Here is a 12630-nt window from a genome sequence, read left to right on the forward strand (position 1 = left end):
GCCATGCACCGCAATATCCTTTTCCTAGGATCTCCATGATTCTGTATGTGGATCTGTTTCCGATGAACTTGACTTGTAATAGGATCGGTTTAGCTTCTCAGTTTGGTGGCAATCTGGTATCAGATGTTGATATTTTGCTGTTAAAGGATAGGATATAGGAATAGATTTCCTATCGCTTTTTGGGGAGTTGATTTAGCTGATTCCTCTCACATATGATTTTATAAATTGCAGCTCTTGTACTATGTCTGATATTACCTGGGCATATCATCTATTATTATCTCCATAACCTTCTTTTTATGAAGATATATCTCGCTTATGCTGTGATCATGTTATTCTTAAAGTATTTGCTCGATAATATTTTCCTTCCCATCATCTTTTTTATCGATTGAATAACCTCAACATTCTACTCAAGCGTTATCGAAAGTATGATTTTACATGATGATCTTGCTTTATCGCTTATTTTAGAATAGCGGTATTTGCTCGATTTCTTACCAATTGCGATATGTTATTTGCATGCTAGGGGAATTGTTGATGTAGAATTACTTTTAAGAAAAAAAGGCTAATGCGATGTCCATGATATATCGCATTAGCCTTTTAATAAGCGCAAGTGTACAGATCATCTGAAGAGCGCTGATGACCTTATTAGAATTATACTTTTAACTCATATAAATATAAAGAATGGTCGCTAGTGCGCTACCAATAAGTGGGCCAACTACAGGTATCCAAGCATAGGCCATATGGAAAGACTTTTTGTTTTTTATGGGTAATAAAGCATGTGCTATTCTCGGACCTAAATCACGAGCAGGATTAATGGCATATCCAGTAGTTCCTCCTAGCGAAAGTCCAATTCCCCAAACGATGAAACTTACGGGTAATGCTCCTATAGAGCCTAATCCAAAAGTTTCACCTTGATGTGTAGTTGGATTAGTAAAATGTAAAATCGAAAATATTAATACAAAAGTACCAACGATTTCACTGATTACATTAATTTTTGGATTATAAATAGCTGGTCTTGTGCAGAATACAGCTTCTTTAGCTGCAGCATCATCAGTTTCTGTGAAATGATCTTTATATATAAACCAAACAAGGAAAGAACCAAACATAGCACCGAGTACCTGCATTAGGATATATTGCAGACCTAATACGAGTGTCATTTTATTTAATATTAAATTGGCTAATGTGACTGCTGGATTAATATGGGCGCCACTATAAGGCCCAGCAATGATAACACCTGTAAAGACGGCTAGAGCCCAGCCCGTGGTGATGACTATCCAACCAGCATCATTTCCTTTGGTACCTTTTAATACCACATTTGCGACCACTCCACCACCCAATAGAATAAGCACTGCTGTACCTATAAATTCTGCGATTAATGCATTCATATCAATTACTCTTAGTGATTAAGATCATAATTTGCCCAAAATTTTACTGTTTCCACAGCTCGCTTCCATCCTTTAAGAGATTCTTTAACAGATTGATCTGGTATGGGAGTAAAGGTTCTGTCTATTTTCCATTGTTCCGATATTTCTTCGATATTTGACCAAAATCCTACAGCTAAGCCTGCTAAATATGCAGCTCCTAATGCTGTTGTCTCAACGACTTCAGGGCGTAAGGTAACCACATTTAAAAAATTAGCTTGGGTTTGCATTAAAAAGTTATTGGAACTCGCTCCTCCATCTACACGAAGTTCCTTGATGTCCGTCTGTGCATCAGATTGCATAGCGCTTAATATATCTGTAATTTGGAAGGCAATTCCTTCTAATGCTGCTCGGGCAATATGTGCTGAATTGGTTCCTCTAGACATGCCCAAAATAGTACCCCGTGCATAAGGATTCCAATGTGGTGCTCCTAATCCGGAGAAAGCAGGAACCAGATATACACCATTACTATCGTTGACGCTTTCCGCCAATTTTTCAATTTCTTGAGCATTTTTAATGATGCCTAATTCATCCCGTAACCATTGGACAACTGCTCCACCTATAAATACGCTGCCTTCCAATGCATATACAACTTGATCACCGATTTTCCAACCAATAGTTGTTACCAAATTATTTTTGGATAGAATGGGTTTAGAGCCGATGTTCATCAATAGGAAACAACCTGTTCCGTAGGTATTTTTTACCATACCCTTTTCTGTACACATTTGCCCAAAAAGAGCGGCTTGTTGATCTCCAGCGATCCCTGCTATGGGCACCTTGCTGGAAAGAATTTGTCCTGAAGTGTGTCCATATATTTCAGAAGATGATGCGACTGTTGGAAGGATACGTTCGGGAATATCGAATAGGGTCAAAAGCTCGGTATCCCAATCTAAGGTTTCGATATTGTATAACATTGTTCTGGAAGCATTGGACACATCTGTGACATGGACTTCTCCATTAGTTAAATTCCAAATAATCCAACTATCCACCGTTCCAAAAGCAAGTTCTCCAGCATTTGCTCTTTCTCTTGCCCCTTGAACATTGTCCAATATCCAATTGATTTTCGATGCCGAGAAATAGGCATCTATTCGGAGACCGGTTTTACTCTGTATTAGATCTGCATACCCTTGTTTTTCGATATTTTTACAATAATCAGCAGTCCTTCTGTCTTGCCAAACTATGGCATTGTAGATCGGTTCGCCTGTTATTCTGTCCCAGATAATAGTGGTTTCTCTTTGATTGGTAATTCCTATTCCTTTGATATTTTTCGGGGTTATTTTCATCTTAGCCATGACTTCTGTAAATACAGAGAGTTGACTAGACCAGATTTCTTTGGGATCATGCTCCACCCAGCCTGATTCAGGATAAATTTGTGTAAATTCTTTTTGTGCTATAGCTTCAATTTTTCCAGATTTTGAAAAAACGATCGCTCTTGAACTTGTAGTGCCTTGGTCTAGTGCCAAAATATATTCAGATGTATTCATGGGACAAGGTTTATTGTGATTGGTAATCGTATTGTTTGCAAAGGTTTAAAAATGAGGCTAATTGATCTTCTTGCCATGCAGTTGATCGGTCCAATTCTTTAGCCATTATTTTTACGACAAGGGGAGCTGCTTCTATTGCTGCTTTTGCATCCAGAAATAATATACGCATCCTTCTTGCCAATACATCTTCTACACCTCTAGCCATTTCATTTCGTACGGCCCACACGACTTCTGCGGCGATGTGATCAAATTTTGGATGTATTTTTTGAGCTAAATCGGGATTTTCTACAGCTAGATCCTGAATTGATTTTGCATCGGATCCATAAAATTGCCAGTGACCGTCTTGTTGCTCTTTTTGATAACCATGAATTTTTAATGTTTTGGTGACACATGGTTCATCCCTTAATTTTCCGATTTCAATAGCCTTATTTACCGTTTCTTCAGCCATTTTACGATATGTGGTCCATTTTCCTCCAGTAATGGTGATTAAACCTGATGGGCTGCTGATTAATTTATGATCTCGAGATATCTCCTTCGTCGAAGTTGAATTCGAATCTTTAGGTGCAGCTAAAGGTCTCAATCCTGCAAATACACTTAATATATCGGCTCTTTGTGGGGCAGGATTTAAATAATTTTTAGCGGTATCGAGAATAAATTCAATCTCTTCCTCTAAAGGTCTTGGTTCAATACTATGCACATTTAAGGGAGTATCTGTTGTTCCTAATAAAATATGATCGTGCCAAGGAACTCCAAACAATACGCGACCGTCTGTCGTCTCCGGAATCATAAGTGCATCTTCTTTGCCCAAGAACTTCTTGTCAATGACAATATGTGTTCCCTGTGAAGGTCTGACCAAATTTTTATGATTAGGAGATTCCATTTTTAAGATATCATCTACAAAGATTCCTGTAGCATTGATGACTGTTTTTGCTTTAATTTGATAACTTTCATTGGACTCGATATCGGTAAATGAGATACCGGAAACAAGTCCATCTGCATTTTTATGTATAGCATTTACATCGCAATAATTTAAAATTGTCGCTCCTAATGTATGTGCGGATTGTGCTAAATTAATCGCAAATCGCGCATCATCAAATTGTCCATCGTAGTAGATAATACCTCCTTGTAATCCCTCTTGTTTAACCGAATGAAGTTTAGAGATGACTTGTGCATTGGACAGAAATTTAGAATTTCCAATTCTATACTTGCCTGCCATCCAATCGTACATCTTCAAGCCAATGAGAAACTTCCATTTGCTAAAGAAAGAATAACAAGGAATGATAAAACTTTGTATTCGTGCCAAATGGGGAGCATTTTGGAAAATTAAGCCTCTTTCATGTAAAGCTGAGTACACGAGCTTAATATCGCCATTTGCTAAGTAACGTACACCCCCATGAACCAATTTTGTACTCCTGCTGGATGTCGCTTTTGCAAAATCGTATTTTTCCAGCAATAGGGTTTTGAATCCTCTTGATGCTGCATCTACAGCGATACCAAGTCCCGTAGCTCCACCTCCGATAATGACGGTATCCCATTCAGTAGTGCTTTTCACCGTTGCTAAACAGGTATTTCTATTAAAATTAATCATATATGTATCGTTTTATTACGATTTGTTTCTTTTTTATTATTCACTTGTGTCAATCAAATATAAATGAAACATTTTAATAATAAAACGAAATCTTACGAAAGCTTTTTTTATTTATATCACAATAAGTACTAACTTGCATTAAAAATTATTCAATTTTTATGAATCTGATAGATCGACATGAATATATCCTAGCCCAATTGAAAAAGTCTGAACATGTAACGGTGATGCAGCTGTGTAAAGATTTGAATGTTTCTACGGTAACCATACGAAAGGATTTGAAGCAATTGGAAGATTCTAACTTACTTTTTCGAACACATGGTGGTGCTACCAATAAAAATCCTTATATTATTGACCGTAATGTTTTTGAAAAAGAAAAATTTTATTCAAATGAAAAAGCATTGATTAGTAAGTGTGCTGTTTCTCATATGGAGTCTCATGAATCTATTATTATTGCTTCGGGAACGACTATGCACGCTTTGGCAGATGCCATGGATTCCAATATGGAGTTAAATGTGATTACATCGTCTTTACAGGTTAGTATGAAGCTCAATCAATTTCCTGCGGTAGAAGTCTTACAGTTGCCTGGGATTCTTCGGAAAAGTAGTATTTCCATCTCAGGCCATTATGCAGAACAAATTTTGGGGGATTATTTTTGTTCCAAATTGTTTATCGGCGTTGATGGTATTGATATCACGTATGGGTTGTCTACGACTTCTGGTCAAGAGGCTAAGTTGAATAAAGCAATGATCCAATCTGCCCAGAAAGTAATTGTTCTAGCAGACTCTTCTAAGTTTGGAAGAAAATCTTTTGGACGGATCTGTGCGATTGATGAAATTGATATCATCATAACCGACTACGGAATTACTCCTTATTATAAAGAAGAGATTGAGAAACTAGGCGTTAAATTAATAATAGCTGAATAGAAAAAATAGGCTATGTTGTTCGGAAATATGGTAACAAAATTTGGGATTTTACTCAACCAGATTTTATTATTTTTCTTTAAATTATGTAAAAAAAGACTAAAAATATTGTCATTCGTTAAAGAAATGCCTTTATTTGCACAAATCTCAAATTTAAATGGCTAAAAATTTACTCATAGTAGAGTCTCCTGCGAAAGCGAAAACAATAGAAGGGTATTTAGGTAAGGACTTTTTAGTGAAGTCTAGTTACGGACATATTCGTGATTTGGTGAAGACCGATGATGCTATTGATACAGACAAAGATTTTCAACAAAAGTATGAAGTTCCGAGTGATAAAAAGGCTGTTGTCAGTGAATTAAAGAAATTAGCTAAAGCTGCAGAAACCGTATGGTTAGCGTCCGATGAGGACCGTGAAGGAGAGGCAATATCGTGGCACTTATTTGAGACTTTGGGATTAAAGGATGAGAGTACCAAGCGTATTGTATTTCACGAGATCACGAAACCAGCAATTTTAAAAGCCATTGAGAATCCCCGTAAAATAGATTATAATTTAGTAAATGCTCAACAGGCACGTCGTGTATTGGATCGTTTGGTCGGATTTGAACTTTCGCCTGTATTATGGAAAAAAGTTAAACCGTCTTTATCTGCTGGACGTGTTCAATCCGTCGCTGTTCGTCTGATCGTTGATCGTGAACGTGAAGTTATCAGATTTAATGCTGAAGCATCCTTTCGTATAGTTGCATTTTTCCATACCGGAAAGGTCAAAGATAGTTTTAAAGCAGAATTGCCACATCGCTTTGCTACAGAAGCGGAAGCTAAGCAGTTTTTAGACGATTGTAAGACTGCGGAGTTTGCAGTGAAGAGTTTGGAAACTAAACCTGCAAAACGCGCTCCTGCGGCACCATTTACCACTTCAACGTTGCAACAAGAAGCTAGTCGTAAGCTTGGGTTCTCTGTTGCTCGTACGATGCAAGTGGCACAACGATTATATGAAGCTGGACGTATTACTTATATGCGTACCGATTCCGTTAATTTAAGTGATACTGCAACAGAAGCTGCTGAAAAAGAAATTCGCTCTGCTTATGGTGATCGTTATCACAAGCTGAGAAAATATAAAACTAAAACTTCTGGTGCTCAAGAGGCTCACGAAGCTATTCGCCCGACGTATTTTTCTGAACATAGTATCGAAGGTGATGCTGCGGAAAAACGTTTATATGATTTAATCTGGAAACGTGCTATTGCCTCTCAAATGAGTGAAGCAGAGTTCGAAAAAACATTAGCTAAAATTTCTATATCAACACGTAAGGAAGATTTATCTGCTTCGGGTGAGGTGATGAAATTTGATGGATTCTTAAAGGTTTATTTCGAATCTACGGATGAAGATCAAGATCAAACGAACGACGAAGAAAGTGATAATTCATTACTACCTCCATTAACAACAGGACAAGCAGTTGTGTTGAAAAGCATGAATGCGACAGAGCGTTTCACTAGACCTCCTGCTCGTTATACGGAAGCTGCCTTAGTGAAAAAGTTGGAAGAACTGGGTATTGGTAGACCTTCTACTTATGCACCAACGATTTCGACCATTCAAAACCGCGGTTATGTAGTGAAGGAAGAAAGAGAAGGTCGTTCCCGTGATTATCGGGTATTGACTTTGGAAAATGCTGAAATCTCTGCCGTGACTAAAACTGAAATAACGGGTGCTGAGAAAGGAAAAATGTTTCCAACGGATATCGGTATCGTGGTCAATGATTTCTTAGTTGAACATTTCAAGGGTATTGTTGACTTTAATTTCACTGCAAAAGTGGAAAAGGAATTCGATGAAATTGCACATGGTTTGACCGAATGGACCGATATGTTGCGCGAATTTTATGGACCTTTTCATTCGGAAGTACAGAATACGTTAGAAAATGCTGAGCGTGCGAACAATGAAAGGGAATTAGGTGTAGATCCTGTATCGGGTAAGCCTGTATCTGTTCGTATCGGTAAATTCGGTCCTTTAGTGCAGATCGGAGCACAGGACGATGAAGAGAAGCCGCGTTTTGCTTCTTTACGTAAAGGACAAATGATCGAAACGATTACTTTTGAGGATGCCATGGAACTGTTCAAGCTCCCTAAAAAAGTAGGTGTTTTTGAAGAAAAGGAAATGACCGTTGCTATTGGACGATTTGGTCCTTACATTCGTCACGATTCTTCTTTTTATTCTTTACCAAAAGATCTTGATCCTCTTGATGTAACCGAGGAAGAATGTATTCAGATCATTAAAGAAAAGAGACAAAAGGATATAGAAAAGGTTATACGTGTTTTTGATGAAAATCCTGAAGCTCAAATCGAGCAGGGCCGTTGGGGTCCTTTCATCCGTTTTGGAAAGCAAAATTTGAAAATCCCTAAAGGAACGGAAGTGGAGCAAATTACTTATGAGGATGTACTCAAATGGGCGGAAGCTGATGCACCTAAAGGAAAAGCTAAAGTAACCGCAAAAAAAGCGACTACAACAAAGAAAGCACCAGCTAAAAAGGCTACAGCAGCAAAAAAAACAACAACAACAAAAGCGACTACTACAAAAAAAGCAGCTCCAGTTAAAGCAACTAAAGCGAAATAATTGAAATGAAAAAGGATTTACCTGAAAACATTGTTCAAAATATCACAATCGCTGTTGTTTTGGAAAGTGAAAGCCCAGAGTCTAAGGTATGGAATGTCTATTTGATCAATGAAAAAAGTCAAGAGATTCAAAATGTATTGGTTACTTCTAAAGGGTATGGTGAAAAAGATGGTGTTCAGGTACAAACAAGTACATTGCGCCATTTTATTGGAAATGTTGCCGCACATTCTTTTGAAAAAATCGAAGCGATTGATGAACAGGTGTTTGGTTTAACAAATGAATATTGGTTGAGTTTTTACATAGATAATATTATTTACGATAAGAAATATATCTTCTTGCCAGAGAGTATCATTGAAGGAAATTTAATACTTGTTCCTTTGGTTAATAAGCTTGGGGTAATCATAGGGGGTATGAATTAGTTTTATGACAACTAGACATAACTTTATTATTGCTATTGATGGTTTTTCTTCCTGTGGAAAAAGTACAGTAGCAAAGGCATTAGCTAAAAAATTAAAATTCGTCTTCATCGACAGTGGTGCTATGTACCGTGCTGTAACACTTTACTTCATTAGAGAAGGGATTGATGTAGAAGATGATGCGGCAGTTGCACAAGCATTAGAAAATATTCATATTGACTTTATACCTAATCTAGAGAAAACAGAGATTCATCTCAATGATGAGGATATATCTGATGAGATTCGACAGATGTATATTTCTGATAAAGTGAGTGAAGTGAGTACGATCAAAGCGGTACGTCAAGCCATGGTTGCACAGCAACAAAAGCTAGGGCGTAGACGCAATATTGTGATGGATGGTCGTGATATTGGTACGACTGTATTTCCAGATGCTGATATGAAGATTTTTATGACAGCAGATCCACAGGTACGTGCAAATAGACGTTATCTGGAGTTGACCAATAAAGGTGAGCAAGTAACCATGGATGAGATTGTTAAAAATCTGGCACATCGCGATCATATCGATAGCACGCGAGAAGAAAGCCCACTACGGAAAGCTGATGATGCCATCATATTGAATAATTCCTATATGACTCAAGAAGATCAGCTGAAATTTGTCATCGAAGAATATACAAAAAGAAGAGCTTCCAAATAGGAAGCTCTTCTTTTTGTATTATGCAGTACTATTTTTTATTTAATACTATTGATTTGCTGTTGTTCTTTTAGTTTGGCAACATTGTTCTTCTCACCATACTCATCTGTTTTCTCTTGGAAAGAGTCCAATAGTTGACGAATTGCATCTGAATTGTCTGCCGTCCGTTGAAAAATATCCGGTAGAATTTTCTCCAGATTTTGGTCTCCAAGTTCGATATTATCCACCTCAATTTTTCCAATTTTTTCTAATACGGCTTGCTGACTTTTTCTTACATCTTCTAATTCTCTGGAAATTTTTTCCATCAATTCAAATTTCTTCAATTTATCCATATTATATCTATTTAGTGATCAATTACTATAATAACGTTTGAAGTGGGTAAAATGTTTTGTATGAAAAGAATAAACATCTTAAAACCGTTAGCTTTTGTATGCGAACTACATCATATTTTGATAGATCTATTGTGGGCCAAAAAAAATTAGCGATAAAAAAGGGACTATCGAGAACTTATTATAATCGCTTATGGAAAAATCCATGTAAAAGGCAATTGCATGGATAGCTGGTTAGGGGAAGTGTTTATTATAAAATAAAGGCTTATCACACAAGTGATAAGCCCTTATTTCATAGTTAAGTGAACAGGAATACAGTTTTGAACATGTATTCGATCGACTTATAGTGTACGGCCAGGATATACTTCGAGACCTTTTTCTAAACAGATCAATGCTTTTTTCAGGTCTTGTTGATTGAGTACGTATGCTAAACGAACTTCATTGTTTCCTGCGCCTGGAGTACTGTAAAATCCAGTAGCTGGTGCCATCATCACGGTCTCGTTTTCGTAAGCAAATTCTTCTAACATCCACTGACAGAATTTATCTGCATTGTCAATGGGTAATTTTGCTACAACATAAAATGCACCCCCAGGGTTTGGTGAAAATGCACCTTCAATTTTATTTAAGCCATTGACCAATGTATCACGACGGGCAGTATATTCTTTTGAAACAGCTTCAAAGTAACTATCGGGAGTATCTACAGCTGCCTCAGCAGCAATCTGACCTTCTAAAGAAGGGCTTAAGCGTGCTTGGGCAAATTTAAGTGCTACTTGGTATAGTTCTTTGTTTTTTGTTATTAAGCAACCTATTCTAGCCCCACAAGCTGAATAGCGTTTTGATACCGTATCAAAAACAACCACGTGCTGCTCTAATCCTTCCATATGCATAGGTGAAATAAATTCACGACCATCATAGCAGAATTCACGGTATGCTTCGTCAGAAAATAAGTACAAGTCATATTTTAAACAAAGTTCACGTAAGGCTTCTAGCTCTTCTCTGGAATATAAATAACCTGTTGGGTTATTTGGATTGCAGATAGCAATAGCTTTTGTCTTATCGGTGATCACTTTTTCAAATTCGGCGATAGAGGGTAAAGCAAAACCACTCTCGATGTAAGACATGATCGGCTTAACCACGATATCTGCTGAACATGCAAAACCATTATAATTAGCATAGAAAGGCTCTGGAATAATAACTTCTTCACCAGGGTTCAAACAGGCTTGCATAGCAATCATAATCGCTTCAGAGCCACCAGTTGTTACTAAAATATCAGTAGGTTCGATATGGTAGTTTAAATTATTGTAGTAGGTCGAGAGTTTATTGCGATAGGAAGCTGTTCCTTCTGAAGCCGTATATGCCCAAACTTTGAAGTCCATGTTTTTTAAAGCATTAAGCATCACCTCTGGTGTTTCAATGTCTGGCTGTCCGATATTTAAGTGATAGATTTTTTTTCCTTCTTTCTTTGCTTGATCAGCAAAAGGTGTAAGTTTTCTAATTGGGGAAGCGGGCATATCATACCCTTTTGTTGATATAGATGGCATTATTTTATATAAATTAGCAATACAAATTTAAGGAATAAAAACTAAAAAAGCCACTTTAGTTGAAGTGGCTTTTGTTCATGACGATATAGGTAAAGTAATTACTCTACAATTCCCTTAATGTACAATGTTTTTACAGGTGTTTTCGTATTGGATGTTACAGTAAAGCTCTTTGTAAATGGAGCCTTTGATGCCGCATTGAACGTCACCTTAATTGTTCCTGTATCACCTGGTTTTATTGGTGTTTTTGTGAACTCTGCCACTGAACATCCACATGATGGTTTTACATCACCAATGATAATCGGCTCACTACCTACGTTTGAAAATTTGAAACTATATGAAACTGGTGTTCCTTGTGCAATCTTTCCAAAATCATGCGTTTCCTTCTCAAATTTAAACTCGCTCTGACTCGTTTGCATTGCAGTAAATCCTACAAATGCGATAATAACAGTTAATACGGCTAAAAACTTTTTCATATCTTCTTCTTCTTTATTTGTTTACTATGCTACTTGATAATGTCAAACAACGTACCAAAGTAGCCATTTAGACTTTCATTTATTGGATAAAAGGAGCTAATAACAATAATATTACATTTATGTCAGATTAGATAATTCCTTCTTTTAACAAATCCTGAATGTGAATAATACCATCATATTTTCCTGCCTGTAAAACAATCAGTTGGGAAATGTTATTTTGGCGCATCATATGCAACGCATTTACTGCGAGTTCAGATTTGTCAATTGTTTTAGGGTGTGCACCCATGATGTCAGCGGCAGTGAGTCCAGTTAAATCCTGATGATTTTCGAGCATACGTCGAATATCACCATCGGTGATCACGCCAATAATCTGATCTTGCTCCAATACAGCAACTGCACCTAATCTATGTTGCGTAATGGTGAGTATAATTTCTCTGATACGCGCATTACTTTGAATTTTTGGTTTTTCATTTTGATCTGAAAGATCGGCAACTTTTAGATAGAGTTTTTTGCCGAGTGCTCCTCCGGGGTGATACTTGGCAAAATCTTGATGTGAAAAATCACGACACTCTTGAAGACATACGGCTAAGGCATCGCCCATCGCCAATTGCGCTGTCGTACTGGAGGTAGGAGCGAGGTTGTTTGGGCATGCTTCTTTGTCAACTGTAGTGTCTAATACATAATCAGCTTGTTCAGCTAAATAAGAATTAATATTTCCAACAAGAGCTACCAAAGTATTGCCTGTTTGCTTCAAGAAAGGCACCAATACTTTGATTTCAGGAGTCGTTCCGCTTTTGGAAATGGCAATGATTAAATCTTGCTGTTGAATGATCCCTAAATCACCATGAATGGCATCAGCGGCGTGCATAAAAATGGATGGTGTTCCTGTCGAATTCATTGTTGCAACAATTTTTTGAGCAATTATTGCACTTTTTCCTATGCCGGTAACGATGACTCTACCCTGTAAGTTTACAATTTGTTTAACCACGTTAACAAAGTCGTCGTCAATCCGTTGTGACAAGTCGGCTACCGCTTTAGCTTCTTCTTGTATCGCTTGGATAGCTATATTTTTTATATCGATGTTGCTTTTCACAAATAAAATATCTACTTTTATATTAAAGAATGAATACAAAAATAGGTTATTTTACAGATTTTTTGGTCATTTATC

Annotated in this window: 11 protein-coding genes; 4 read left to right on the plus strand and 7 right to left on the minus strand. The window is 37.1% G+C overall.

Translation table 11 applies throughout. The annotated features are described in order from the left end of the window. Positions 1 to 656 precede the first annotated feature (656 nt). Genes C8N37_RS16435 through C8N37_RS16445 form a run of 3 tightly spaced genes read right to left on the minus strand, consistent with a single transcriptional unit; the run spans position 657 to position 4490 of the window. A complete protein-coding gene (locus tag C8N37_RS16435) occupies positions 657 to 1382 on the minus strand; it encodes an MIP/aquaporin family protein (RefSeq protein ID WP_108159928.1) in 726 nt (241 codons plus the stop codon). A gap of 11 nt (positions 1383 to 1393) precedes the next feature. Continuing rightward, positions 1394 to 2902 (minus strand): glycerol kinase GlpK, encoded by a 1509-nt coding sequence (gene glpK / locus C8N37_RS16440; protein WP_108159929.1) that lies wholly within the window; start codon positions 2900 to 2902, stop codon positions 1394 to 1396. 10 nt (positions 2903 to 2912) lie between these two features. Then, the gene (locus C8N37_RS16445) at positions 2913 to 4490 is read right to left on the minus strand and encodes a glycerol-3-phosphate dehydrogenase/oxidase (protein ID WP_186812840.1); all 1578 of its coding nucleotides are present in this window, start codon (positions 4488 to 4490) and stop codon (positions 2913 to 2915) included. A 158-nt stretch (positions 4491 to 4648) separates the two neighbouring features. Between C8N37_RS16445 and C8N37_RS16450 the strand changes: the two genes are divergently transcribed. The 4 genes from C8N37_RS16450 to cmk all read left to right on the plus strand — a co-directional run bounded on the left by C8N37_RS16450 (position 4649) and on the right by cmk (position 9122). Further along, positions 4649 to 5413 carry a DeoR/GlpR family DNA-binding transcription regulator gene (locus C8N37_RS16450; RefSeq protein WP_186812839.1) on the plus strand — a complete coding sequence of 255 codons (765 nt, stop codon included), beginning with the start codon at positions 4649 to 4651 and terminating at the stop codon, positions 5411 to 5413. 154 nt (positions 5414 to 5567) lie between these two features. Beyond that, positions 5568 to 8012 (plus strand): type I DNA topoisomerase, encoded by a 2445-nt coding sequence (gene topA / locus C8N37_RS16455; protein WP_108159930.1) that lies wholly within the window; start codon positions 5568 to 5570, stop codon positions 8010 to 8012. Positions 8013 to 8017: 5 nt separating this feature from the next. Beyond that, positions 8018 to 8431, plus strand: coding sequence for a hypothetical protein (locus C8N37_RS16460; RefSeq protein ID WP_108159931.1), 414 nt, complete (start codon positions 8018 to 8020; stop codon positions 8429 to 8431). Between the two features lie 4 nt (positions 8432 to 8435). After that, entirely contained in the window at positions 8436 to 9122 is a 687-nt protein-coding gene (cmk, locus tag C8N37_RS16465) for a (d)CMP kinase (protein WP_108159932.1), read from the plus strand. Between the two features lie 35 nt (positions 9123 to 9157). Here the strand turns inward: cmk and C8N37_RS16470 are convergent, their stop codons facing one another. The 4 genes from C8N37_RS16470 to C8N37_RS16485 form a co-directional block, all read right to left on the minus strand. Next, positions 9158 to 9451, minus strand: coding sequence for a hypothetical protein (locus C8N37_RS16470; protein ID WP_045756026.1), 294 nt, complete (start codon positions 9449 to 9451; stop codon positions 9158 to 9160). A 338-nt stretch (positions 9452 to 9789) separates the two neighbouring features. Further along, positions 9790 to 10989 (minus strand): pyridoxal phosphate-dependent aminotransferase, encoded by a 1200-nt coding sequence (locus C8N37_RS16475; protein WP_108159933.1) that lies wholly within the window; start codon positions 10987 to 10989, stop codon positions 9790 to 9792. 98 nt (positions 10990 to 11087) lie between these two features. Next, entirely contained in the window at positions 11088 to 11462 is a 375-nt protein-coding gene (locus tag C8N37_RS16480; RefSeq protein WP_108159934.1) for a DUF1573 domain-containing protein, read from the minus strand. Between the two features lie 127 nt (positions 11463 to 11589). Continuing rightward, positions 11590 to 12555, minus strand: a complete 966-nt coding sequence (locus C8N37_RS16485) for a KpsF/GutQ family sugar-phosphate isomerase (RefSeq protein WP_108159935.1) — start codon at positions 12553 to 12555, stop codon at positions 11590 to 11592. Positions 12556 to 12630 lie beyond the last annotated feature (75 nt).

Origin of the sequence: Sphingobacterium faecium (genome assembly GCF_003054045.1) — a bacterium.
GTDB classification, from domain to species: Bacteria; Bacteroidota; Bacteroidia; order Sphingobacteriales; family Sphingobacteriaceae; genus Sphingobacterium; species Sphingobacterium faecium.

Coding starts and splice junctions, on each gene's coding strand:
- C8N37_RS16435 (WP_108159928.1), bottom strand. CDS start 1,382: ATGAATGCATTAATCGCAGAATTTATAGGTACAGCAGTGCTTATTCTA.
- glpK (WP_108159929.1), bottom strand. CDS start 2,902: ATGAATACATCTGAATATATTTTGGCACTAGACCAAGGCACTACAAGT.
- C8N37_RS16445 (WP_186812840.1), bottom strand. CDS start 4,490: ATGATTAATTTTAATAGAAATACCTGTTTAGCAACGGTGAAAAGCACT.
- C8N37_RS16450 (WP_186812839.1), top strand. CDS start 4,649: ATGAATCTGATAGATCGACATGAATATATCCTAGCCCAATTGAAAAAG.
- topA (WP_108159930.1), top strand. CDS start 5,568: ATGGCTAAAAATTTACTCATAGTAGAGTCTCCTGCGAAAGCGAAAACA.
- C8N37_RS16460 (WP_108159931.1), top strand. CDS start 8,018: ATGAAAAAGGATTTACCTGAAAACATTGTTCAAAATATCACAATCGCT.
- cmk (WP_108159932.1), top strand. CDS start 8,436: ATGACAACTAGACATAACTTTATTATTGCTATTGATGGTTTTTCTTCC.
- C8N37_RS16470 (WP_045756026.1), bottom strand. CDS start 9,451: ATGGATAAATTGAAGAAATTTGAATTGATGGAAAAAATTTCCAGAGAA.
- C8N37_RS16475 (WP_108159933.1), bottom strand. CDS start 10,989: ATGCCATCTATATCAACAAAAGGGTATGATATGCCCGCTTCCCCAATT.
- C8N37_RS16480 (WP_108159934.1), bottom strand. CDS start 11,462: ATGAAAAAGTTTTTAGCCGTATTAACTGTTATTATCGCATTTGTAGGA.